Source organism: Streptomyces sp. NPDC048142 (assembly GCF_043202835.1).
Classification (GTDB): Bacteria; Actinomycetota; Actinomycetes; order Streptomycetales; family Streptomycetaceae; genus Streptomyces.
Genome location: NZ_JBIDBC010000013.1, coordinates 79281 through 102449, shown reverse-complemented (window position 1 = coordinate 102449; position 23169 = coordinate 79281). Strand labels below are relative to the sequence as shown.

Below are 23169 nucleotides of genomic sequence, written 5' to 3'. Positions count from 1 at the left end.
GAAGAGGCCGGTTCAGGCGTCGGGCCCCGCGTCCGGGACCTCGCCACGCCGGTGCACCCGGGTGGCCGCGAGGCCGCCGAGGAAGCCGGTGACCAGGCCCCACAGCACGCCGAACCCGAGCGCCGTCCACAGCCTCGGGCGCAATGACACCTCCCCGCCGAGTCCGCCGCCGAGGTCCCCCAGGCCCAGGAGGGACAGTCCGTAGTGGGCGGAGATCCGGGCGGTGAGGCAGATGAACAGCGCGGTCAGGGTGAGCGCCACCGCCATATGGACCGCGTGCTGCCACGGCCGCGTCCGGGCGGGCGAGCGGGCCGCCATGAGGAACGCGGCGGCGAGCACCAGCACCGCGACGACGACCACGAGCCAGCGGACGCGCCCGTCCTGTTCGGCGAGGGTGCTCAGGTTCAGGGTGGAGAGGTCGGGGGTGCGCAGGACGGAGTCGAGCACCTGGGGCATGGGCAGCCCGAAGGGGCCGTCGACCTTGCCCTCCCAGGACGCGCCGAGGCCGAGGGTGAGCGCGAGCCAGACCAGGTTGGGCAGCCCGAGGAGGAGCACGGCAGCGGTTTCGGCGGGGTGCCCGCGCGTGATCATCACGACGAGACCGGCGACGCCGCCGAGCGCGACGCACGCGAGGAGCAGCGTCACCATGGCGAACGCCGCCGGGCGCACCGCTTCCTGGAAGCGCACCAGCCGGGCCGGAAGCGGGGCCCGGCGCGAGACGAGCAGGGCCAGCACGAGGACCCCGGCCAGCCACAGCAGCCCGAAGACCAGGGTGAGGGGGATCTCCGCCCGGAATCCGACCTCCAGGTCGTCGCCGATGAGGTCCCCGGCCCCGTCTCCGGTGAGATCGTCGGCCGAAAGGGGGAACGTGTGCCGGGCGATCAGCGAGAGCACGATCAGCGCGACGATCCACAGGGCGGCGACGCGGCCCGCCCAGCCGGCCAGTTCGCGGACTCCGGCGACGGCCCGGTGGTGCAGCGGACGGAGGAAGCCCCGGGCGACCAGGAGTGCGCCCACCAGGGTCACCGAGAGCGGCAGGACCGAGAGGTCGGCCTGCGCCCCTACGAGGGAACCCGTGTCACCGGAGAGCCCGACGGAGCCGCCGGCCGCCATCACCACCACCGCGGCGACGACGGCCGGGAAAGCGCCGCCGGGCAGCCCGGCCGCACCGGCGGCCCACAGGCCGAGCGCCGCGGTCACCACCATGGCCAGCACGCCGGTGAGGACCGCCAGGAGTGCGTCGCGCCAGCCGTGGGGGGCGCGCGCGCTGTTCTCGTCGTTACTCGCCCGGACGTTCACGCCCCCACGCTAAGCAGGGACCCGCTGCTCCGCTCCCCGGAGAACCGGTTCCTCCCTCCGCTTGCGGGAACTGCGGTGACGGGACAGACAATGAGACGAAATGCCCTGGATTGTCGACTGGTGGTCCTGGTAAGGAAACGGGACCGGGCAGGGACGTCCGGGGCGGGTACCGACATCGGGGAGCAGAGCCCGTGAGTGTCCAACCGCCGCCATCCGGCCGCCCCACAGGACCGCCGTCCGGCCCGCTGTCGGGCCCCTCGCAGACCGGCCCCACACCGCCCCCTCCGACGGTGTCCAGCCCGCCGCCCGGCGGCGGCGACCACGACGGACCGCACGGCTCCGGTGGCTCCGGCGGCTCGGGCGGCGGGGACGATTCGGGTGGTTCCGGGGCTTCCGGCGGCGGTCCCGGCGGCCCGGGAAGCGGCTCGGGCGCCGCCCCCGGTTCCGGGCCGGGTCGCCCCTGGTGGCGTTCGGTCCCCCGGATCGCGGCGGTCGCGACGGCTCTGGTCGCGGCGGTGGTGCTGGTCGTCGTCCTGACCCGGCCCGACGGCGGGTCGGAGGCGGGCGGCGAGGTCTTCCTCCAGGCGGCGGGCGACTCCGGGCCGGATCCGTTCACGGAGTCCACGGCCCGCGAGAGCGACCCCGGCCCCGCCACCACCGGCCCCTCCGTCACGCCGAGCGCGTCGAGAACCGGCACGCAGGTGACACGTGGGGTGGACGGCGCGGCCCCGGGTCTGTACGGGGGCACCCGCAAGGTCGCCAGTTGCGATGTGGAGCAGCAGGTCGAGGTGTTGCAGGCGTCCCCGGACAAGAACCGGGCCTTCGCCTCGGTCCAGGACATCGAACCGTCCGCCGTGCCCGGCTATCTGCGCGGGCTCACCCCCGTGACACTGCGCATGGACACCCGCGTCACCAACCACGGCTACCGGGACGGCGAGGCGAACGCCTACCAGGCGGTGCTCCAAGCGGGTACGGCCGTCCTCGTCGACGACCGGGGCGTGCCCCGGGTGCGCTGTGCCTGCGGGAACCCGCTGCTGCCGCCCGTCGCCCAGGAGGAGACCCCCCGTCAGACGGGCAAGGCGTGGCCCGGCTACCGGGCCTCCGACGTGGTCGTGGTGGAACCGTCGGAAAAGCCGGTGAAAGAGTTCGTGATGGTCGATCCGGAGAACGGCGACTGGTTCGAGCGGCCGGCCGGCGACACGGGCGACGGCGACAGGAAGACGGATCCGCCGAAGGACGCGTCCGCCTCCCCCTGCCCGCCCGGATCGGGCGACGACGGCGACCGTCCCTGCCCCTCGCCGACCGGGGCCACACCGCCGGAGCCCTCACCGGACGGCACGACGTCGCGGCCCGGTGACGATCCGGCGACCTCCGCGCCCCCGCCGGACGACCCGGCGACCTCGGAGCCCCCGCCCGACGACCCGGCGACCGAGCCCGCGCCGGAGGACCCGCCGGGGTCGCCCGACTCGCAGTCGGCCCCGCAGCAGCCCGCCCCGGACTCCCCGGGAACAGCGCCCGCCCCGGGCTCCCCGGAAACAGTGGGGCAGCCCTGAGAAGACCGGCCGGAACGGAAGGCCGCGGGAGAGCCCTGCGTGGCGTCGCCTCAGCCCACGGCGTCCGGCCGGCTCTCCATCGGCGTCCCCGCCCGCGTACCCGTACGCACTCCGGCGGCCGAGGCGGCCGAGTGGAGGGAGCGCAGGGCGACCAGCAGGAAGCCGATGTCGTCGAGGTAGACGGGGTCGGGCAGCAGGTCGACCGGTGACACGGTGTAGATGACGGCCGCCCAGACGAGCGCCTTGTCGCGCAGCGGGATCCCGGCGTCGACCAGCAGCTTCCTGGCCTTGAAGACGCGCACCAGCAGCACGGCGGCCAGGGCCAGCATGAGCAGCGCGGCCACGGCGCCGAGAACGAGCCAAACGGTGGTGTCCATGGTTCATCGTGTACCCACTCGCTCGCGGATGACGAACGAACGCGCGGCGGCGGTATCACCCGGCCGGGGTCCCGCGGTGCGGGCCGGGCCGTAGCACTCCGTCCGACCGCGGTCGCGACGCCTCACGGCGCGCCGCCCGCTCTCGGACCGACCGCCCCGGATGCCGGAGTGCGCGGGGGCCGTTACGCGTGCGGGGCGATCCGGGGGCGGTGCAGGGCGAGGAGCGCCTGATCGTCCTGGATCCGGCCGCCGGTGTGGCGCCCGACGTCCTCGATCAGCAGGTGGAGGAGCTCCGCCGGGGTGACCGGGGCGCCGGCCGGCGCACGGTGGCGGACGAGGAAGGGCAGCCGGACCGACGCGTCGTAGAAGGTCCCGGACTCGTCGCGGGCCTCGGTGACCCCGTCCGTGTAGCAGATGAGGGTGGCGCCGGGCGGGAACGGGAACGTGTCGACCGGGGACGACCAGCTCCCCAGGGCGCCCATGCCGAGCGGGGGCGCCTCCTCGGACGGTTCGAGGACGGCGGCCCGGCCCTCGGCGTCCAGCAGCACCGGCGGCGGATGCCCCCGGTTGACAACCCGTACGGCGTCGAGGCCTTCGGCGAACTCCACGATCAGCGCGGTCGTGAACCCCTCGTCCTGCTCCTGGCCGCCGCGCCGGCCGCCCTCGCGCAGCAGGGCTCGCTCCAGTGCGGTCACCAGGCCGGGCAGGTCCTCCGCCTCGTCCGCCGCGTACCGGAACGCCCCCAGGTCCGCGCAGACCACGCTCACCGCGCCCAGGCCCTTGCCGCGCACGTCCCCGACCATCACGCGCACCCCGTGCGGGGTGTCCTGGACGACGTAGAGGTCGCCGCCGATCATGGCCTCGTTCTCGGCGGGCACGTACCGGGCGGCGATCCTGAGCTCGCCGAGGCGCGAGGGGGGCCTGGGCAGGACGGCGCTCTGGGCCACGGCGGCGATATGGCGGGCGCGCCGGGTCCGGGCGTCCCGGCCCTCCAGGGCGCGGTTGATGAGGACGGCCAGCACGGTTACGGCCAGAAGGGTGAGCTGGTTGGCGATGCCCCGATGCCAGCCGAAGGTGCCGTCGTACCGGGCGAGGGCCGCGTGGACCGCCATCGCGAGGACGCCGATCGCGATGATGCCGCGCAGGCTCAGCAGCGGCGCCGCGGCGACCGGGACGGCCATCAGCAGGGGCGCGGAGGTGACGTCCGCCGGGGTCACCAGATCGAGCACGACGGCCAGCACGACGACCCCCACCGGGATCAACTTGGCCCTGCGCAGCTGCACCACTCCCCCACGCTGTACGGCGCCGGGGCCCGCCGCATCCCGGCGGCGGCCGGACGCACCGCGCCGGGCCGGGTCACTCCGGAAGCGGGCTCCCGGGGCCGGGCGCGGCGGCGCACGCGGCGTCCAGCCGGATGCGGTGGGCCGTCACGGTCTCGGGGTCGTCGATGAGGTCGACCCGGACGCCCGGGGTCTCCAGCACCGCCTGGTCCCCGATCTCGGGTGCGGGCACCCGGAGGATGTGCAGGGGCGGTACGCCGGTCAGGGGATGCGGCGGGTGGTCCATGGGCACCACCTGGACGGTGATGTGCCGTTCCCTCATCGCCTCGGTCAGCGCGGCCCGCTGCTCGTCCATGGTCTCCCGGTCGCCGACCCGCGTGTGGAGGGCCGCTGCCGGGAGCAGGGCCCACAGGGCGGCCCCGCGCTCACGCATGCGGCGGCGGCGCTCCCCCAGCAGTTCGACGCGGCGCTCCCGGCGGGCGGGGCTGTCCTCGGGGTACTGCGTGCGGTGGAGCGCGGCGGCGTACGCGGGGGTGCGCAGCAGCTCGGGCACCAGCGCCGGGTGCCAGGTCCTTACGAGGCTCGCCGAGGATTCCACGCCGATGACGTCCTGCTGCCAGCTCTCCATCGCGTCCCGCCACCGGTGCCACCAGCCGGGCAGGTTCGCGGCTCCGAGCCCGGCCATGATGGGCTCGGCCACGGCTGGGGACACTCCGTAGCAGCGCAGCAGTTCGCCCACCTGCCGGGCGTCGAGTCCGGTCTCGGCGCGTTCGATGCGCCGGACGGTGGCGGGGTGGGCGTCCAGCGCCTCGGCCGCGGACCGCAGGCTGATCCCCGCGCGTTCCCGCAGTATGCGGAGGCGGACCGCGAGGACGCGGTGCTCCACGGTGGGACCTGAACGGGCTCGCATGCGCACAACCTTCCTCGTCGAACTTCCGGGGCGGAGCAGGACACACTCTGTCGCTTGCAAAGTATGCATTTTGCACCGAGAGTGCATACATGTCGGAAATAGTCAGTTGCGCGGAGCGTGCTCCCGATGACGGAGATGACGGAGGTACCCAAGGTGCCCGAGGCGCACACAGCTGGTGGGTTCCCCGATTGCCCGGGGGCGTTCCGGAAGCCCGTCACCGGGTCCAGGAGGCCATGCGGGCCTGGGGCGAACCGGCCGAACGGATCGAGGCGGCGGCCCTGATAGTGACCGAGCTGGTCACCAACGCCGTGCAGCACACCAGCACCCGGCGGGTCCGCTGCCGGCTCCTGCGCTCCGCGGACGGCGTGCGCATCTGCGTGTGGAACCGCGGCCGGGCCCGAATTCCGGCCCCGGCGACCCCGGGCGACTCGGCGGGCCTTCCCGTCGCCGGGCTCCCGGCCACGGGCGGCCACACGAACGGCGACGCGCTCGACCGCCTCACGGAGGACGGCAGGGGGCTTCTGCTCGTCGACGCGCTGGCGGCCCGCTGGGGCACCCGTGCCGCGCTGGCGGGCCGACTCGTGTGGGCCGATGTCTGAACTTCCCCGCGACCTCGACGGGTGACCGTCCGAGCCCCGGCCTCCGGGCCTTCCCCGCCACCTCGACAGGTGACCGTCCGAGCCCCGGGCTCCGGGCCTCCCCCGACGTCTCCGCGACCGACCGGCCTCCACCCCCTCCCAGCACTTCCCCCCGGCGTCCCCGCGCGATCAGGCGGGAGCGGTGCGGCACTCCGGGTGGCCCCAGCCGTTCGGGTTCTTCGCGATCGGCTCCTTGGCCGCGTACGGCTTGCCGCAGTGGCACCGGCCCGCGAAGCGCGCCGAGATCGTGCCGGTGGACCGCCCGCCCCCGGCGCTTGCCCCCTTGGCGCCGCCCGACGCCCCGGACGCTCCCTTACGCCCCTTCGTGGCCCGCGCGGGCGCGGGCACCGGCAGCTCCGTGGCGCCGTGCGCCGTACCGGCCGGGCGCTGGGACACGGCTGCCTCGTCGGCGGCCTGGTCGGCGAGCGCGTTGAGCGGGTCGCCGTCCACCTGGTGTGCGGGAACGTAGCGGAACGTCACCGAGCGGTCGGCCAGCAGGGCGTCGATGCGGGTGACCAGCTCACGGTTGGCGACGGGCTTGCCGCCGGAGGTCTTCCAGCCGTTGCGCTTCCAGCCCGGCAGCCACTTGGTCACGGCGTTCATGGCGTACTGCGAGTCCATCCGCACCTCGACACGCACCGCCGGATCGGTGGACTCCAGCAGCTCCGCCAGGGCGGTGAGCTCGGCGACGTTGTTCGTCGCGGTGCCCAGCGGACCGGCCTCCCAGCGCACCGGATTCTCCTGCGCGTCGGCGACGACCCACGCCCAGGCGGCCGGTCCGGGATTCCCCTTCGACGCCCCGTCACACGCGGCGATCATGCTCTCGTTCATCCCTCGATCATGCCAGCCCCGCATGACCGTTCCGACCGGCCGCACGATCACCGTCACCGGGGTGCGCCCGACGCGACCGGCCCGCCACACTTGACCTCAACCAAACATGAGGTCCTAGCGTTCACGTGACCCCGGGGGCCGCACGGCCGACGGGATCCGCAGGCCGTCAGCTATTCCGCAGGCCATCAGATTTCGGAGTGCCCCATGGACATGGAAGTCACGGCGTGGCATTCGCTGCACAGTGCGATGAACGCCCAGCAGGACCGCCGGCCCTTCTCCCGGAAGGCGTTGCGCCGCATCATGCTCTTCGCCCGGCCCCACCGGCGGCGGATCTACCGCTTCCTGCTGCTGAGCGTCCTGACCGCACTGCTCGCGGTGGCCACCCCGGTGCTGGCCGGGAAGGTCGTCGACGCGATCGTGAACGGGGCGGCGACCGGGAAGGTCACCCGGATCGCCCTGCTCATCGCGCTCATCGCCGTCGCCGAGGCCGGTCTCGGCCTGCTCACCCGCTGGCTGTCGTCGACGCTGGGCGAGAGCCTGATCCTGGACCTGCGGACCGCCGTCTTCGACCATGTGCAGAAGATGCCGGTGGCCTTCTTCACCCGGACCCGGACCGGCGCCCTGGTCAGCCGGCTCAACAATGACGTGATCGGCGCGCAGCGGGCCTTCAGCAACACGCTCTCCGGCGTCGTCTCCAACCTCGTCACGCTGTTGCTGACGCTCGCCGTGATGCTCACGATCTCCTGGCAGATCACGCTGCTCGCGCTGGTGCTGCTCCCGGTGTTCGTCGCGCCTGCCCGCCGGATGGGAGCCCGGATGGCCGGGCTCCAACGGGAGGCGGCCGACCACAACGCCGCGATGGGCACCCAGATGACCGAGCGGTTCTCCGCCCCCGGTGCGACGCTCGTCAAACTCTTCGGGCGCCCCTCCGACGAGTCGGCCGAGTTCGCCGCCCGCGCCGACCGGGTGCGCGACATCGGCATCCGTACGGCGATGGCCCAGTCGGCGTTCATCACCGCCCTCACCCTGGTCTCCGCCCTGGCGCTGGCCCTGGTCTACGGGCTCGGCGGCTTCTACGCCCTGCGCGGCAGCCTGGAGCCGGGGGCCGTCGTGGCGCTGGCGCTGCTGCTGACCCGGCTGTACGCCCCGCTCACCGCTCTCGCCGGGGCGCGGGTCGAGGTGATGAGCGCGCTCGTCAGCTTCGAGCGGGTCTTCGAGATCCTGGACCTGAAGCCGCTGATCGAACAGAAGCCGGACGCCCGCCCGGTGCCGGAGGGCCCGGTCTCCGTGGAGTTCGACCGGGTGTCCTTCGGCTACCCCTCCGCCGAGAAGGTCTCCCTCGCCTCGCTGGAGGAGGTCGCCACGCTCGACGACCGGGGCGGCACCCCGGTCCTGCACGAGGTCTCCTTCCGTGCCGAACCCGGCCAGATGATCGCCCTGGTGGGCTCCTCCGGCGCGGGCAAGTCGACGATCGCTCAGCTGCTGCCCCGGCTGTACGACGCGGACTCCGGAGCCGTACGGCTGAACGGTGTCGACGTACGCGACCTGAGCGCCGACTCGATCCGCGACACGCTCGGCATGGTCACCCAGGACGGGCACCTCTTCCACGACTCGGTGCGGGCCAACCTGCTGCTCGCCCGGCCCGACGCCTCCGAGGACGACGTCTGGGACGCCCTGCGCCGCTCCCGGCTCGACGGTCTGATCGCCTCGCTGCCCGACGGGCTCGACACGGTGGTGGGCGAGCGCGGCTACCGGCTCTCCGGCGGGGAGCGCCAGCGCCTCACCATCGCCCGGCTGCTGCTGGCCCGTCAGCGGGTCGTGATCCTCGACGAGGCGACCGCGCACCTCGACTCCACCTCGGAGGCCGCCGTCCAGGAGGCGCTGGCCGAGGCGCTGGCGGGCCGGACCGCCCTGGTGATCGCCCACCGGCTCTCGACCGTACGGGCGGCCGACCGGATCCTGGTCGTGGAAGGGGGCCGGGTCGTCGAGAACGGCACGCACACCGAGCTGCTGGCGGCCGGCGGGAGGTACGAGGAGCTGCACCGCACCCAGTTCGAGCGGCCTTCGCCGGACGGGGAGCGGCCGGTCCAGCCGGTCCGCTGACCCGCCGCCCCTGCCCACGCCGTCCGGCCGGACCTCACCGGCCGGGCGGCGTCAGCACGTGCCGTTGCGGGCGAGGGACGCCCGCTCGGCGGTCCGCAGCCGCCGCAGCGCGTGGCCGCCGCACCGGCGCCACTCCTTCGGCGACACCCGCGGACGGTGCCCGCCGTTGGTGACGAGCGCGTTCACCGACGTCATCGGGTCCGCCGCCATGGTCTTGGCCAGCAGCACGCCGACCACGAGCGGGAGCAGCGTGACGGCCAGGGCGGAACCGGCGGTCGTGACGTGCTGGATACGGGGGCGGCGCGGCGCTTCGGAGGTCATAGGGCCATCGAACTGCTGCCCGGGGGCCGGAACATCGGGGTACGTACTCAGGGGTGAGGGACCGGCATACTCAGGCGCTCGCGGGGGGACGCTCACAGCGGCCGGGTGCGCGGATCCCGGCGCCGGCCGCCGGAGCACGGAGGGATCGCCTCGATGGGTGACAGCCAGGAACTCGGTGACAGCGGGGAGACCCGTGGCAGCCACGGGCTTCCGGGCGCGGACGAGGGCCACGGGCGTCCGGCCGCGGCGGTGTTCGACGCACTGGGCGCGGAGTACGAACGGGCCTTCGCCGCTTCGGCCGCCCACCGGGAGTCGCTGGAGAGGCTGCTGGCGGATCTCGCCCCGGGGAGCCGGGTGCTGGACGTGGGCAGCGGGACGGGCCGGCCCACCGCGCAGACCCTGGCGGACGCGGGGCACCGGGTGCTGGGTGTCGACGTGTCGCCGGTGATGACCGCGCTCGCGGCCCGGCAGGTGCCGGGAGCCGAGTTCCGGTGCGCGGACATCCGCGATCTCCCCCTGTCCGAGGGCGAGTTCGACGCCGTCTGTGTGTACTTCTCGCTGCTCCAGATGGAGCGCGGCGAGCAGCGCGAGCTGCTGGGGCGGCTCGCCCGGTCGCTGCGGCCCGGCGGACTGCTGGTCGTCGCGACGGTGCCGTTGGACGTCAGGGACGTCGACGCGGTGTTCATGGGGCAGCCGGTCCGGGTCTCCAGCTTCGGCGCCGAGGAGTTCAGCGCTCTGACCGCGCGGGCGGGGATCGCCGTGGAGTGGGCGCACAGCTCGCTGTTCACTCCGGATCACCCGGCGGGCGCGCCGGAGCCGCACCTCTTCCTGCACGGCCGGCGCATCTGACGGAACAGCGTTACCTCGCGCCCCGCTCTGCCCATTGGCTATCACAAAGAACAAGCCGAATGAATGACAAGGATGGCGCATTCGCGTTCCTTCACGAGAAGGTAATGCGATAGCAAAGTCCTGGTCTATATGCTCAGCTGTAGTCGCATCCGCGAGGAGCGACCGGAGCGGGTCTCATGACGGCTGCCATCCGGCATACCGCCAGGTGAGAAAGCTCCCTCATTCCGAACATTCATACGGATACAAACAGCGCATTCGTCAATATGACCCGACCACACCGCTACCCGGCATCGCCGGATGCAGGAGGCAGGCCACCATGAAGTCCCTCGTAGACCACGCCCGGACATTCACCGAGCACGTCGCCGCGAACGCAAAGGATTTTGAACGTCTCGCGGAAGGCCAGACCCCCGAAGCACTCTTCGTCACGTGCTCGGATTCACGTGTCGTCCCCTCTCTGATCACCGGCGCCCGGCCGGGCCAGCTCTTCGAACTGCGCACCGCCGGCAACATCGTGCCGCGCTACCCCGCACAGGACCGGCCCACCGGCGAGGCCGCGACCATCGAGTACGCGCTGCGCAAGCTCCAGGTGCGCGACATCATCGTGTGCGGGCACTCCCACTGCGGCGCGGTGGGCGCCGTGTTCCGCGGCGAGGACCTCTCCGCCATGCCCGCCGTCCGCCACTGGCTGGAGCACTCCACGGACGGCAGGGATCCGGCGGCGGACCCCGGCGACCTCCCCGGGGCGATCCAGGCCCACGCCCTAGCCCAGCTCGACACCCTGCGGGGCTACCCCGCGGTACGCGAGCGACTCGCCGAGGGCACCCTCGGTCTGCACGCCTGGTACTACGAGGTGCACACCGGCTCCGTCAGCGTTCACCGGCCGGAGCGCGGGACCGAGTTCGCCCGCCTCTGACGGTTCCCCCCATCACCCTGACGTGCCCGACCCCCTCCGGGCACGACCGTACCCACAAGGGAATCCACCGTGATCTCCGCGAAGGAACTCAAGAACCCCCACGTCGTACGGCGTGACCTGCTGGCGTCACTCGTCGTCTTCCTCGTCGCGCTGCCGCTGTGCGTCGGCATCGCCGTCGCCTCCGGAGTGCCGGCCGAACTCGGCCTGGTCACCGGTATCGTCGGCGGCCTCGTCGTCGGCTTCCTCCCGGGCAGCAAGCTCCAGGTCAGCGGGCCCGCAGCCGGACTCACCGTGCTCGTCTACGAGGCGGTCAAGGAATTCGGCCTCAGCACGCTCGGCCCGATCGTGCTGGCCGCCGGGCTGCTCCAGGTGGTGCTGGGCCTGGCGCGCTTCGGCCGCTGGTTCCGCGCCATCTCCGTCTCCGTGGTGCAGGGCATGCTCGCCGGCATCGGCCTGATCATCGTGCTGGGCCAGGTGTACGCCATGGCCGACACCGAACAGCCGGGCAGCGGTCTCGCCAAGCTGGCCGGACTCCCCGGTCTCGCCGCCGAGATCGTCACGGACCAGGAGGCCCTGACCGCCTTCGGCCTCGGCGCCGGAACGGTCGCCGTGCTGCTGCTGTGGCCGAAGCTCCCCGCCGCCGTACGCCTCGTCCCGGCGCCCCTCGCCGCGGTCGCCCTGGCCACCGCCGTCGCCTCGCTGGCCGGCCTGCGGCCGGCGGTGGCCGACGTGAACGGACTGCTGCGGGCCATCGAGCTGCCCGGCGGGGCGGAGTTCGCCCGGCTCGCCGATGTGGCGGTCATCGGCACCGTCCTGGCCTTCGCCCTCATCGCCTCCGCCGAGAGCCTGTTCAGCGCGGCGGCCGTCGACCGGATGCACGACGGGCCCCGCACCGACTACGACAAGGAGCTGGTGGCCCAGGGCGTCGGCAACACCATCTGCGGGGCGCTCGGCGCGCTGCCGATGACCGCGGTCATCGTCCGCAGCGCCGCCAACGTCCACGCCGGGGCGACGACTTCACTGTCCCGGATCGCCCACGGCCTGTGGCTGCTGCTCTTCGCCGCGCTGCTGCCCGCCGCCGTCGGGATCATCCCGCTGGCCGCACTCGCCGGGATCCTCGTGCACGCCGGGTGCAAGCTGGTGCCCGCCAAGGAGTTCGGCCCGCTGTGGCGCGAACACCGGGGTGAGGCCGTGCTGCTGGCGGTCACCGCGACCGCCATCGTGGTGACCAACCTCTTCGAGGGGGTCGTGCTGGGTCTGCTGCTGGCCGTGGTGAAGTCGGCCTGGGAGACCTCGCACGTCCAGCTCACCACTCATGAACTCACCGGCGGCCGGGTCGTGGTCACCCTCACCGGGAACGCCACCTTCCTTCGACTGCCCCGCATCCTGGAACAGTTGGAGCAGCTCCCGCAGGACCAGCCCATGGAGCTGGACCTGACCGGACTGCGTCACCTCGACCACGCCTGCCGGGTCGCCCTGGAGAACTGGGCGCGTCGGCACAACAACGGGGAGATCGAGCCGGTGACGATCCGCCGGTAGCCGGGGACCCGGCAGCGAAGATCAGGCAGCGGAGGATCAACCACCGGAGATCAGGCACGGGTACGGGACGCCGAGCGCTTCACGTAAGCGCCCGGCGTCTCACCGAAGCGGCGCCCGCAGCTCCGGACCGCCGTTCCGATGCCGCCACGAACCCTTCGGATCGGACGGCCCGCGCGAGGAGTTCGGCGCGGCCCCGCCTCGGCGACTCGCCGTCGGGACGGCACGAGGCCGGGCAGGGGAAGGGGTCAGGATCAGGGGCTCCCCGGACGGCCGCCGAAGAGCAGGTCGTACCCGGGCGGCAGTTGGAGCAGGATACGCCGTGTCAGTTCCTCGCCCGCCGCTTCCGCGGCGACACTGAGAACGGCTCCGGCGTCCCATTGCGCGGTCTGTTCGCCGGCTCCTTCGATCCAGGCCGCGGTGGCGCGCACGAACCGTTCCGCCGAGAGCGGTTCGGCGGCCTGGAGCGGGTTGAGCAGGATCAGCGCCATGGTTTCGGGGAGCCGGGCGGCCAGTTCGGCTCGCTCCCTGCCGACCAGATGTGCACCGAGGAGGGCCAGGACGACGCGCGCGGCGCGTTCGGCCTCCGTGCGCGTCTCGTACTCTCCGCGCTCCCGGATCCGGTCCAGGAACGCCTCCCACCGCAGAGTCACCGCAGCCGCCTCCTCGGGTGGTGCGGGCGAGGGCCGGGACCGGAAGAGGAGAGTCGTCCCGGCCCTCACCGCCGTCGCGGGCGGACCTCGGTCAGCCCTTGATCTCCTTGCGCCGCGCACCGCCGCCGATGGCGATCTTGCGCGGCTTGGCGCGCTCGGCGATGGGGATGCGCAGGGTGAGCACACCGGCGTCGTAGTCGGCGTCGATGCGTTCGGTGTCGAGCGTGTCCGCGAGGGCGATCTGCCGGGAGAAGGCGCCGAGCGGACGCTCGGAGAGCTCCATCTGCACGTCGTCGGCGTTCACGGCCGGCCGGCGCTCGGCCCTGACGGTCAGCATGTTCCGCTCGACGTCGATGTCGATCGCGTCCGGCGAGACACCGGGAAGATCGAATGCCACCACGTACTCGTCGCCCTCCCGGTACGCGTCCATCGGCATCGCCGAAGGCCGCGACCAGGTACCGGGACGCAGGAGCTGATCGGTGATCCGGTCGAGTTCACGGAAGGGATCGGTACGCATCAGCATGGCGGAAACACCTCCAGTCGATCGGGCGGACAGCCCGCGCTTTTCACCTGACACCGTTGTAACATGTCATCCATCCGATGACAACTGAAGATGTCGCCGAAAGGATGACAGAATCTTCGCGCACCTCAAGGAGCCCTCGTGCCCTCACCAGCCCAGCCCGGTCCGGCCCGCAGGGCGGATCCGGCCGCCGTCTCCTCGCTCGCGGCCTCAGCGGCCCTCAAGGCCATCGACGAGGCGGTCCGCGGTGCGCACACCGACGCCGAGGACACCGCCGGCTCCGCGCCGGACACGGAGCGGGCCCAGGCCCTGGCCTCACTCCAGTTGTTGCGCGAGGTGCGGGAGCGGCTGGCGGGCTGGGAGACCGGGCTGGTCGAGGCGGCACGTGCGGCGGGAGCGAGCTGGGCCGAGCTCGCCGACCCGCTCGGCGTCGCCAGCCGTCAGGCCGCCGAGCGACGCTATCTGCGGCTGCGTCCGGGCTCCGCGGGCAGCACCGGTGAGCAGCGGGTCCAGGCGACGCGGGACCGCCGGGCCGGAGACCGGTCGATCACCATGTGGGCCCGGCGGAACGCGGCGGACCTGCGGTCCCTCGCCGGGCAGATCACCGCGCTGGCCGACCTGCCGGCCTCGGCGGACCCGTCGCTGCGACTGCTTCGGCAGGCGCTCGGCGGCGACGACGCCGCCGACCTCGTCACGCCGCTCACCGCGCTCCATCCGCATCTCGCTCCGGAGCACCGGCAGTTGGCGGACCGCGTCGACTCGCTCACCCGCCACACCAGCCGACTGCGCGAGGACACGGCCAACCGGCGGAGCAGCGGCTGAGCGACAGCACCGCGGGCCCGGACGTCTCCGTCCGGGCCCACGTCCCCGACGGCCGCACCGCTTCCCGGCCGTACGTCAACGGCTACGGCTACAGCTACGGCTTGCGAGCGACGAGGCCCCACTGATCGACCGGCACCGCGCCCTCCTCCTCGGGCCGCCAGCGGTCGATCGGGACGAATCCCGGCTCGACCAGCTCAAGTCCCTCGGCGCAGCCCGTGATCTCCTCCGGCTCCCGGACGAGGTAGGGCGGGTTGTCCCCCGACGCGTACGCCTCCTGGGCCGCCAGCGTCTGCGGTGTCTTCACCGTGTCGCAGAGGACCAGACAGCTTCCCGAAGGCATCCGGGCCATGTACCGCTGGACGACGTCGATGCCCTCGGCCGGAGCGAGGTGTCCCAGGGTCGAGAGCAGCAGCACGGCGACGGGTTCGGACAGGTCGAGCGTCTTCGCCGCCTCGTCCACCACCGTGTCCGTATCGGACAGATCGGCGTCCACGTAGGCGGTGCGGCCCTCCGGGGCGCTGGTCAGGAGCGCCTCGGCGTGGGCGAGGACGATCGGGTCGTTGTCCACGTAGACGATCCGCGCGTCGGGCGCGATGCTCTGTGCCACCTCGTGGGTGCTGTTCGCCACCGGCAGCCCGGTCCCGACGTCCAGGAACTGGCGCACTCCCGCCGAGGCGAGGTGGTGGATCGCGCGGATCTGGAAGGCGCGCGAGGCACGGGCGATGTCGACCATCTGCGGGTAGGCCGCGCTCACCACGTCGGCCAGCTCCCGGTCCACCGGGTAGTGGTCCTTGCCGCCCAGCCATGCGTTCCAGACGCGCGCCGAGTGGGGAATGTCGGACCGGATCCGGCGGCGGAAATCGTCGTTGTCGACGCTCATGTCTCTCCTCTACTCACTGTCCGTGCAAGGCCGTTGACCGAGTTCCCACAGGTCGGGCCCTGCTGGTGACCGTACCCCGCCACCCGGCGGCACGCGGCGGCGGACGGGCCGCGCCGCCCGTGCGTCCGGTCCACCGGCCGCAGGGGCGCCCGCTGAGCTCGCCCGTGTACGCGCTCAGGCGTCCGGGGCCTCGGGCGCCAGCAGTTCGTTGAGCTTCCCGAACGGCACGTGCACGCTCGGGGTGGTCCTCGACGTGCTCTCCAGGTGGCCCTGCTGGTCGTCGAAGAAGATGTGCGGCTTCAGGATCTTCATGATCCGCCCCTTGTCGATCCCGCCGAGGAAGAACGCGTCGTTGACGGTCACGCCCCACCCCTTGAGGCTCTGCACCGCACGCTCGTGCGCGGGCGCGTTGCGCGCCGTGACGATGGAGACGTGCAGACGGGTCCGGTAGTCGGGGTTCTTCCGGCGCTCCTGCTCCTCCCGCTGCTGGATCCGGTTCACGTTTCCCAGGAAGTCCCTCAGCGGCCCGGCGTCGTGCGGAACCCCGGCGTTGGTGACCTCGTGGGCGCGGAACTTCTCGATCCCGCCCTCCTGGAACACCTGCTCCGACGCGTCCGTGGCCAGGACCCCGTCGAAGTCGAAGGAGATCCGCAGGTCCCGGTCGCCCTCGTCGTCCTCGTAGGGAGCGCCCAGGACACGCCCGGCGGGCAGCCCGGCGGCGACCGCCTCCCGGACGTCCTGCTCGTTGCCCGACAGGAACAGGGACATGTTGAGGGCGGGCATGAACCGGTGCGGGGAACGGCCCTGCGTGAAGATGGCCCGGCTGATGGTCAGTCCGTGGCTCTCTATGGAGCGCATGACCCGCAGTCCGGTGTCCGGGTCGTTGCGGGACAGGACGATGACCTCGACCAGGGGGTCGTCCACCTCGCCCAGGTCGTTCAGCGACAGCAGCCGCCGGATGAAGGGGAACGCGGTCCCCGGGCGAAGCCGGTCGCCCACGTGCCGCTCCTGGTGGGCGCGGTAGCCCTCCTCGCCCTGTTCCCGGAAGACGGCGTCCGACTCGGTCAGGTCGAAGAGGGCGCTGGACGCGATCCCGATGACCAGCCGGTCGGCCAGTTCGTAGTGCACGGTGTCCCCTCCGGTCAGCCCCTTGCCGACGCGCCCCCACTATCGCACCGTCGCACGGCTGTTCCCCCATGGGCCGGGAGGTCAGCTCAGCAGCAGGGCCCTGTCCCAGGATGTCGTCGGCACACTCCCGGAGGCGTACGTGTGCAGGGCGAGGGCGATGCCCGCGGCCCCCTCCAGGAAGCCGGGGCGGTCGAGGGCGCGCGCCGCGAGCGTGTGGGCGTAGCGGAAGCCGAACGGAGCCTCGGGGTCGAACCCGTCCAGCACCCGCGCCGCCAGCCGGTCGGCGGCGGTGTGGAGGTCCTGGTCGTCGGTGTCGTGGGCCGTACGCAGGACGATCTCCAGGAGCCCGGCCCAGCCGTGGCACAGCGCGGAGTCGCGGATCAGCTCGTCGCTCGCCGCGGTCAGCGCGCCGCGCAGCGCGGCCCCCGCCTCGGCGCGCCAGTCCGCCCGGTCCAGCGCGGCTCCGGCCAGGTGGACGGCGCGGGCCGCGCCGGCGGCGCCGTAGCACCAGGAGTCCCGTCCGCGTTCCGGCGGCTGTGCGCTCTCGATGCGTTCCGGGGTCATCAGGTGGGGCCAGCGCGGGCCGGCCTCGTCGGTGGTGCTCAGGCGGGACAGCAGCGCCATGATCCGCTCGATGGCCTCGTCCTGGCGGTCCACCCGGACCTCTGCCCGCCAGGCGAGGGAGAGGAGCGCGAGCGGTCCGGGGACACCGTGGGCGAGGCCGAGGTTGACGTGCTCGGTGAGCCCGTGGTCGAGCCCCTCGGTGATCCACCACGCGGGCAGCCGGGCGCCGTGGCGCGTGATGTCGTCGGCGGTGGCCACGGCCACCAGGGAGGTGAGCACCTCCCTGAGCGCGGCTCCGGCCGCCTCCCGCTCCGCACGGCCGTCCGCCGCCCGGTGCCGGGCCAGCAGATAGCGGCCGATCCCGGCGGTGCCGCCGAGGACGTCGTAACGGCTCCAGGCCGCGGCCGGCTGCCCGGCGCGCGCCCGCTCCAGGTCGGCGCGGGCGCGGGTCCCGGCCTGGTCGACGATGTGCCGGTCCAGTCCGGCGAGCATCGCGGCGTAGCCGCCCGAGCCGACGGCCGCGGTGTGTCCGGCGTACGCGAGGGCCACCATGCCGCCGAACAGCGACTGCGGCAGCAGCCGGATCCCGGCGGCGAGCGCGGCGGACAGATGCGCGTGGGCCCGGCCGCGCAGCCCCGGGTCAGCGGCGGCCAACTCGGCGTGGATCAGGGCGACTCCGGGATGGCCGTCGGAGAGATGCAGCGGGTCCCACACCGGTTGCGGGTCGCCCGGGTAGTGCATCACGTTGTCCGGCACGCCCGCGATCCGCGCCACCCGCTCCGGATCGGCCAGCCGGTCAGCGACCTCCGCGACGATCCGGGCCGCGGCCTCCCGGTGGGCCGGTCCCGGCGTCGGTGTCGGTGTCGGTGACCCTGCGGCGGGCGTGCGGTCAGTGGGGGTCGACGCGGGTGACGGCACGGAAGCTCTCCAGTTCCTGCAGCAGGCGGCGGACGTCCGCGCGCCGGGCCTCGGGCAGTTCGCCGACCCGCACCGCCTCGCCGGCGTCCAGCCGGCGCAGCACCGCGAGGGCTTCGGCGGTGGTCGCGCCCGAGGTGACATGGCCGTTGGCGGCCCAGTCGCGCGGGCCGTCGCCGGGTGCGGGCAGCAGCGGGGCGCAGCCGCGTACGAGGGTGTCGTCGTCCAGGGGGCGCGGCTCGGCGGGCGGCTCGGTCGGCCAGAAGCCGCCCGCCGTTCTGACCCGCAGGGCGAGGGCGGTGGCCCGTGCGGCGAACCGGTCCTCGTCCAGGTGTTCCGCGAAGGCGTCCACGGCGTCGGCCAGCGCCGTGGGCAGCTCACCGGCCAGCCGGCCGCCCGGACCGGCGTCCGGGGTGAACAGCGGGGCGGAGGCCGCCGGCCGGGTGCCCCGGAACAGGTCCTTGATCTCGTAGTACGGCCGGTGCTCGCGGCGCGGAATGCCCACGTTGACGCTGGTCGCCGGGGCGTCCCCGGCGCTCTCCCCCACGTGGTAGTAGCGCGAGGGCCAGTACAGCAGGTCTCCCGGTTCGACCTCGGCGACGAAGGAGGAGGAGAGGTACGGCTGGTAGTCCAGCACCGTGTGCACCGGGTCCGACCACGGCCGCTCGGCCCAGAACCGCATCCGCTTGGCGCCGCGTACGCAGAACATGAAGGTCGCGAAGCGGTCCTGGTGCACGCCGACCGGGCTGTGCTCGTAGGAGCCGTGGAACATCGTGGAACCGGCGGCGTGCGTGGGCTGGCCGACCCGCTCCCACAGCCCGGCGTAGAACCGCTGCGCGCGGTCCCACAGCGGGTGGGAGAAGGAGTGGAAGCGGTGGACGACGAGGGCGTAGCGCTGCCCGTCGAGCCGGCCGGCCATGCGCCGCTCGTAGCCGTCGAACGAACCGTCGTGAAGCTCGGGCAGGTAGTCGTGGGGCCGGGTCTGCTGCCGCCGCCGTACGAGGAACTGGAGGTTGCCCGGCACGGCGAGCGGATGGGGCGGACGGCTGCCGAGCACGGCGGCCCCGAACACCTCCGGCTCGTCGAACGGCACCGTGTCGACGCCCTTGTACAGCACGGGTGCCCGGTCCCAGAACCGGTCGGTGAAGGTGTCCCAGTCGAAGGTCTTCTCGATGGTCAGCGTCATCGTGTCCGCTCCTCGACCACGTCGATGCCGCGCAGCCGGTACAGCTTGTCGAGCAGCGCGAGCACGGTCCGGTCGTTCCGGTCGTCCTCGCCCGCGGCGAGGGCGCGGCAGACCTCGTCGGCGCCGGTCTCCTCGCCGTCGCCGAGGGCCGCGTACACCCGGTCGCTCGCGGCGGTGGGCAGGGTGAAGACGTTCCCGTCGACCGCCCAGACCTCGTGCGCGGGCCCGTCGGGCATCCGGACGATCTCGCCGGTGCGGCGGAAACGGGTGTCCCGGGTGATGGTGACGCCCTCGCGGGGCACCGGAATCGGTTCGAGCCCGGCGGCCGAGCGCAGCGCGGCCCAGCGGATCCGCAGCGTCCGGCGCAGTTGCTCGCCGTCCACGGCCGTCCGCAGTTCGCCGCCGAGCGCGGTCAGCCGGGGCAGCACCCCGTCCCGGTCGTCGATACGGGTTCCGGGGCCGAACGGGAAGTACGGCACGGTGTCGTCGTTGTCCTGCCCTGCGTGCACCAGGTCGGCGAGCAGGTCCCGCAGCGCGGTGAACGGCAGGCCGCGGTCGACCGGGATCCGCAGCCGCAGGGCCACGCACCGTTCGCGGTAGGTGTCCACGTGCCGCTGGTCGCCGGGCCAGTACAGCAGCTCCCCGGCTCCGGCGCTCAGGGTGCGGGCCCCGGGCACGTCCCGGTCCGGGTCGGCGATGTCCGCCGGTGGGGGTCCGCCGCGCTCGTCCCACAGCCGTACGTCCAGCCGCCCGCGCAGCACCCAGGTCAGGGCCGCGTGCGTGGGGGCCTCGGTGGCGCCGGCGTGCTGGGTGAACCGGTCGCCGGTCAGCACCTCGGCGACGACGGGAAGGTTGGGCCAGCCGACCTGCCGCCACAGCGCGCCGACCGTGTCGCGTACCGCGGACCACAGCGCGTGGTCCAGGAGGAGCGGCTGCCGCACGGTCAGCAGGTAGCCCTGTCCTGGAACGTCGGCGTCGAGCCGGTCGAGGTAGTCGTCCAGGGTGGCGTCGGCGGTGTCCGGCAGCAGGGCGCCGGGGGCGCGCAGCCAGCCGTCGCCGAGGAGGAACCGGACGTCGGGCATCACCCAGAAGCGGGTGCCCGCGCGGAAGGGGGCGCAGGAGACGACGTTCAGGGGGTGGACCTCGTGCAGGCCGACCGGCGGCCGGGCGCGCAGCCGGACGGGCCGCCGGTCCCAGTGACGCCGCGCGAACAGTTCCCAGTCGACGCCGTCCGGTGTCCGCCGCACCTCGGGGGCCAGTGTGCTCATGTTGCTTCCCTTCCGCCGGTCCCCGCCAGGGGGAACCTCCGCCGGATCCGGTCCGTGTGGTCGGCCAGCGGCTCCATGCCGAGAGCGGCCCGGCGGTGGTCCACTTCTTCCGGGTCCTCGACCGGCCACGGGACCAGCACTCCGCCGACGGGCTCGAACTTCGTTCCGTACACCTGCGGGAGCCCATCGGTCACCCGCAACTCGTCGGTCAGATAAGCGACTTCGCGCCACGGCAGATCGCCGCGCCCGGCGGCGTCCCGCATCAGCTCCAGACAGTGCCGGCGGAAGTCCAGGTGCTCCCGGGCGTGCTGGACGAGGCGGCTCGCGGCGGCGGCCGCCGCCGCGCCGACCAGACGGTGCCCCGGCCACCCGTGCTCGGCCACGACGGTGGTGAGCCACGTGATCCCGGCGTCGGTCAGGTCCCGCAGGCGGCGCTCGGCGGCCTTGTCGCTCATGCCGCCGTCGGACCACGGCACCCGGACGGCGCCGTCGAGCCGGTCCAGCCGCAGCAGCCTGCGCCGGATCTCCCCGGCGGGCGCGGGCTCGACCGGGGCGTCGGGTGCGTCGACGGGGTCGATGCGCAGCCGTACCTTCGTCCGGTCCCAGAGGTAGGTGATCCGGCGGCCCGCCTCCGGCCAGTCGAAGGCGACCTGGCCCTCCGCGGGGCTCTGCAGGTGCAGCCGGACGCCCAGCGCCGCGTCCGTGACGACGTGGTCCGCGGCGTCCCGGAGGGCCACCCCGAGACCGGCGAGGGTGAGGTTCGCGCCCGCCAGCAGCTCCGGCAGCGGGGCCAGCCGCCCTCGGGCTCCGGCCGGGCCGCGACCCGTCCCGTCCCGAACGGCCGGGGCGGCGGTTCGACCCGCAGTACAGGACCGCCCGCCAGCGAGCGGACGAAGTAGGGCACGTCCATGCGCCGCAGCTGGTCGCGTTCGGCGCGGACGAAGTGGACGTCGGGTTCGGCGGGGTGTTCCCGGACGAGGGATCTGCGGCGGCGATGGAGGCGCAGCGCCCCCGTCGGCCGTTCGGTCCAGCAGACCGGCGGCCCTCGGCGCTGCACCAGCGGGCGCTGCGCTCCAGGCCCACGTGGTGCTGGTCGATCTCGGCGGTCGCGTCGTGCAGGAGGCCCGTGTCGTAGAGGCGCGGGACCCGGCAGAAGTAGATCTCCAGGTCGATCGGGTAGAGCAGCGGCTCCGGGTCGCCGGGGCGGTGCCCGGTGACCACGTTGCCGCCGATCATGTCGGTGATCCCGAAGGCGAACATCGCGGCGGTCAGCGAGCCGGTCCGGTGCCAGAACCGCTCCGACTCCCCCGGGGTGAGCCGGGTGCCGGTCAGCTCCCACGGTCCGGACCTGCGGATCGGTCCCCACTGCGCGGGCGGTTCGATCCACTCCTGCCACAGATAGCCGGGCTCGGCGCCGGGCCAGCAGGACAGCACCGGCAGCCGGACCTCGCCGGACGCCGTGGGCGCGTGGTTGAGCAGGTCGAACAGCGAGGCGGGGGAGGAAGGTGAGGAAGGTGAGGGGGTGGTGGACGCGGTGGACGAACCGCTTCCGGCAGGCGCGGTGGACGAACCTGTTCCGGCGGACGCGGTGAACAGCAGCTCGCCGGAGGCCGGGCGGGGTTTGTAGGCGACCCGGCCGCCGCCGGCGCAGTCGAGTCGCAGGACGCGCTGGCGTCCGTTGTGGGTTTCCTCGCCGTGCGCCCACAGTCCGACGACCGGCCCCCCGAACGCCGGTTCATCGGGCCAGCAGGCGTCCATGTCCCGTAGCAGTCGGTCGAGGAAGAGCGTCAGGAATTCCTCGCAGCGCACCGCCCACTCGGCCACCCGGTCACGGGCGTAGTGCGGTCTTCCGGCAGCGCAGGCCACGAATGCCTCGGACACCACGGGACCGAAGATATCGGCGTTGGTGATATCCAGTATTCCGGCGGAGACAACGGAAGAATAGCGCTGTCCGGAGAATGCGCACCAGGCGTCCAGCCGGTCCCACAGGTCCAGCAGCGGAGCGAACCGCCGGTCGCGGAGCGCGTGTTCGATCATCCGCGCGTCGGCCTCGCCGCCGAGCAGCCGGTCGATCGCGACCGTTCCCTCGGGGCCTTCCCTGACTACGGGCGGAAACAGCCCGCCGGCCTCCCCCTTGCGAACGGCTTCGATCATCCGCCGTGCCACCGGGGAGAGTTGGGGCGATCCGTCCCCTTCGGCACCCTGACCGATCTCACCTTCCGGGGCACCCATCTCCCAGAGCGGCTCGGCGTCCACTGATGAATCCGGCACAGCAGCCCTTCGACTCGTCGCTGGAGGAACCCGCGACGCACCCGGGTGGCGCCGGTGCGACCGACGCCACCCGGCACGCGTCAACAGCAGTAGATGCTCGCGCACGAACCACAGGCGGTGCCGCTGCCGGAGTTCGTCGGCGAAGCGAGCGGCGGAATTTCCTGTTCCAGATCGCCGATCACCAGATCGAATACATCATCGGCGTTCCGGTCCGTTTCGCCCTGGACCTTTTCTTCAACTGCCTGCATGAATATCCTCCTCCCGTACTGGCCAATTGATCCGTCACTCAGCAGAACAATGCCGCATGCACATGTCAACGCAAGTGACACGAGCACACTGCGGACGCACCGCT

At 73.2% G+C, this 23169-nt stretch carries 23 protein-coding genes; 8 read left to right on the top strand and 15 right to left on the bottom strand.

What is annotated here, in order from left to right:
- Nucleotides 1-12 precede the first annotated feature (12 nt).
- Nucleotides 13-1299 (bottom strand): streptophobe family protein, encoded by a 1287-nt coding sequence (locus tag ACGF2Y_RS18730; RefSeq protein WP_392948441.1) that lies wholly within the window; start codon nucleotides 1297-1299, stop codon nucleotides 13-15.
- Nucleotides 1300-1490: 191 nt separating this feature from the next.
- Between ACGF2Y_RS18730 and ACGF2Y_RS18725 the strand changes: the two genes are divergently transcribed.
- A complete protein-coding gene (locus ACGF2Y_RS18725; protein ID WP_392948438.1) occupies nucleotides 1491-2852 on the top strand; it encodes a DUF6777 domain-containing protein in 1362 nt (453 codons plus the stop codon).
- Nucleotides 2853-2902: 50 nt separating this feature from the next.
- Here ACGF2Y_RS18725 and ACGF2Y_RS18720 read toward each other — a convergent pair whose 3' ends face one another.
- The 3 genes from ACGF2Y_RS18720 to ACGF2Y_RS18710 form a co-directional block, all read right to left on the bottom strand.
- Entirely contained in the window at nucleotides 2903-3229 is a 327-nt protein-coding gene (locus tag ACGF2Y_RS18720; RefSeq protein WP_392948435.1) for a YkvA family protein, read from the bottom strand.
- Between the two features lie 182 nt (nucleotides 3230-3411).
- Nucleotides 3412-4515: a PP2C family protein-serine/threonine phosphatase gene (locus ACGF2Y_RS18715; RefSeq protein WP_392948433.1), complete on the bottom strand. Its 1104-nt coding sequence runs from the start codon at nucleotides 4513-4515 to the stop codon at nucleotides 3412-3414.
- A 70-nt stretch (nucleotides 4516-4585) separates the two neighbouring features.
- Nucleotides 4586-5419 carry a Scr1 family TA system antitoxin-like transcriptional regulator gene (locus ACGF2Y_RS18710; RefSeq protein ID WP_392948430.1) on the bottom strand — a complete coding sequence of 278 codons (834 nt, stop codon included), beginning with the start codon at nucleotides 5417-5419 and terminating at the stop codon, nucleotides 4586-4588.
- A gap of 188 nt (nucleotides 5420-5607) precedes the next feature.
- Here ACGF2Y_RS18710 and ACGF2Y_RS18705 point away from each other — a divergent pair, with 188 nt between their 5' ends.
- Entirely contained in the window at nucleotides 5608-6018 is a 411-nt protein-coding gene (locus ACGF2Y_RS18705; protein ID WP_392948427.1) for an ATP-binding protein, read from the top strand.
- A gap of 168 nt (nucleotides 6019-6186) precedes the next feature.
- Here ACGF2Y_RS18705 and ACGF2Y_RS18700 read toward each other — a convergent pair whose 3' ends face one another.
- Nucleotides 6187-6888, bottom strand: coding sequence for a ribonuclease H (locus tag ACGF2Y_RS18700; protein ID WP_392948424.1), 702 nt, complete (start codon nucleotides 6886-6888; stop codon nucleotides 6187-6189).
- A gap of 204 nt (nucleotides 6889-7092) precedes the next feature.
- Here ACGF2Y_RS18700 and ACGF2Y_RS18695 point away from each other — a divergent pair, with 204 nt between their 5' ends.
- Entirely contained in the window at nucleotides 7093-8991 is a 1899-nt protein-coding gene (locus ACGF2Y_RS18695; RefSeq protein WP_392948421.1) for an ABC transporter ATP-binding protein, read from the top strand.
- A gap of 51 nt (nucleotides 8992-9042) precedes the next feature.
- Here ACGF2Y_RS18695 and ACGF2Y_RS18690 read toward each other — a convergent pair whose 3' ends face one another.
- On the bottom strand, nucleotides 9043-9312 hold the full coding sequence (locus tag ACGF2Y_RS18690) for a hypothetical protein (RefSeq protein WP_392948418.1): 270 nt from the start codon (nucleotides 9310-9312) through the stop codon (nucleotides 9043-9045).
- 153 nt (nucleotides 9313-9465) lie between these two features.
- Between ACGF2Y_RS18690 and ACGF2Y_RS18685 the strand changes: the two genes are divergently transcribed.
- The 3 genes from ACGF2Y_RS18685 (at nucleotide 9466) to ACGF2Y_RS18675 (ending at nucleotide 12613) form a co-directional block, all read left to right on the top strand.
- Nucleotides 9466-10161 carry a class I SAM-dependent methyltransferase gene (locus tag ACGF2Y_RS18685; RefSeq protein ID WP_392948415.1) on the top strand — a complete coding sequence of 232 codons (696 nt, stop codon included), beginning with the start codon at nucleotides 9466-9468 and terminating at the stop codon, nucleotides 10159-10161.
- 316 nt (nucleotides 10162-10477) lie between these two features.
- Entirely contained in the window at nucleotides 10478-11074 is a 597-nt protein-coding gene (locus tag ACGF2Y_RS18680) for a carbonic anhydrase (RefSeq protein WP_392948413.1), read from the top strand.
- Between the two features lie 69 nt (nucleotides 11075-11143).
- Nucleotides 11144-12613 (top strand): SulP family inorganic anion transporter, encoded by a 1470-nt coding sequence (locus tag ACGF2Y_RS18675; protein WP_392948410.1) that lies wholly within the window; start codon nucleotides 11144-11146, stop codon nucleotides 12611-12613.
- Between the two features lie 251 nt (nucleotides 12614-12864).
- Here ACGF2Y_RS18675 and ACGF2Y_RS18670 read toward each other — a convergent pair whose 3' ends face one another.
- Together ACGF2Y_RS18670 and ACGF2Y_RS18665 are read right to left on the bottom strand one after the other, a co-directional pair.
- A complete protein-coding gene (locus tag ACGF2Y_RS18670; protein ID WP_392948407.1) occupies nucleotides 12865-13263 on the bottom strand; it encodes a DUF2267 domain-containing protein in 399 nt (132 codons plus the stop codon).
- 91 nt (nucleotides 13264-13354) lie between these two features.
- Nucleotides 13355-13786, bottom strand: coding sequence for an Hsp20/alpha crystallin family protein (locus tag ACGF2Y_RS18665; RefSeq protein WP_392948405.1), 432 nt, complete (start codon nucleotides 13784-13786; stop codon nucleotides 13355-13357).
- A 138-nt stretch (nucleotides 13787-13924) separates the two neighbouring features.
- Here ACGF2Y_RS18665 and ACGF2Y_RS18660 point away from each other — a divergent pair, with 138 nt between their 5' ends.
- The gene (locus ACGF2Y_RS18660; protein WP_392948403.1) at nucleotides 13925-14605 is read left to right on the top strand and encodes an HSP18 transcriptional regulator; all 681 of its coding nucleotides are present in this window, start codon (nucleotides 13925-13927) and stop codon (nucleotides 14603-14605) included.
- Between the two features lie 94 nt (nucleotides 14606-14699).
- On the opposite strand, the gene ACGF2Y_RS18655 is transcribed toward ACGF2Y_RS18660, so the two are convergent.
- The 6 genes from ACGF2Y_RS18655 to ACGF2Y_RS18630 form a co-directional block, all read right to left on the bottom strand.
- Nucleotides 14700-15485 carry an SAM-dependent methyltransferase gene (locus tag ACGF2Y_RS18655; RefSeq protein ID WP_392948401.1) on the bottom strand — a complete coding sequence of 262 codons (786 nt, stop codon included), beginning with the start codon at nucleotides 15483-15485 and terminating at the stop codon, nucleotides 14700-14702.
- A 174-nt stretch (nucleotides 15486-15659) separates the two neighbouring features.
- Nucleotides 15660-16613, bottom strand: coding sequence for a 5'-nucleotidase (locus ACGF2Y_RS18650; protein WP_392948398.1), 954 nt, complete (start codon nucleotides 16611-16613; stop codon nucleotides 15660-15662).
- Nucleotides 16614-16694: 81 nt separating this feature from the next.
- The gene (locus ACGF2Y_RS18645; RefSeq protein ID WP_392948395.1) at nucleotides 16695-18095 is read right to left on the bottom strand and encodes a lanthionine synthetase C family protein; all 1401 of its coding nucleotides are present in this window, start codon (nucleotides 18093-18095) and stop codon (nucleotides 16695-16697) included.
- Nucleotides 18067-19278: a JmjC domain-containing protein gene (locus tag ACGF2Y_RS18640; RefSeq protein WP_392948392.1), complete on the bottom strand. Its 1212-nt coding sequence runs from the start codon at nucleotides 19276-19278 to the stop codon at nucleotides 18067-18069. Before ACGF2Y_RS18640 ends, ACGF2Y_RS18645 begins: the two co-directional genes overlap by 29 nt.
- Complete coding sequence (locus ACGF2Y_RS18635; protein WP_392948389.1) at nucleotides 19275-20546, bottom strand: hypothetical protein; 1272 nt, start codon at nucleotides 20544-20546, stop codon at nucleotides 19275-19277. The genes ACGF2Y_RS18640 and ACGF2Y_RS18635 overlap by 4 nt, the downstream gene beginning before the upstream one ends.
- On the bottom strand, nucleotides 20543-21283 hold the full coding sequence (locus ACGF2Y_RS18630) for a DUF6624 domain-containing protein (protein ID WP_392948386.1): 741 nt from the start codon (nucleotides 21281-21283) through the stop codon (nucleotides 20543-20545). The genes ACGF2Y_RS18635 and ACGF2Y_RS18630 overlap by 4 nt, the downstream gene beginning before the upstream one ends.
- Nucleotides 21284-21759: 476 nt before the next feature.
- On the opposite strand from ACGF2Y_RS18630, the gene ACGF2Y_RS18625 reads away from it, so the two are divergent.
- Nucleotides 21760-21948 (top strand): hypothetical protein, encoded by a 189-nt coding sequence (locus tag ACGF2Y_RS18625; RefSeq protein ID WP_392948384.1) that lies wholly within the window; start codon nucleotides 21760-21762, stop codon nucleotides 21946-21948.
- 949 nt (nucleotides 21949-22897) lie between these two features.
- Here the strand turns inward: ACGF2Y_RS18625 and ACGF2Y_RS18620 are convergent.
- Nucleotides 22898-23065 carry a hypothetical protein gene (locus tag ACGF2Y_RS18620; RefSeq protein WP_392948381.1) on the bottom strand — a complete coding sequence of 56 codons (168 nt, stop codon included), beginning with the start codon at nucleotides 23063-23065 and terminating at the stop codon, nucleotides 22898-22900.
- Between the last annotated feature and the right edge of the window lie 104 nt (nucleotides 23066-23169).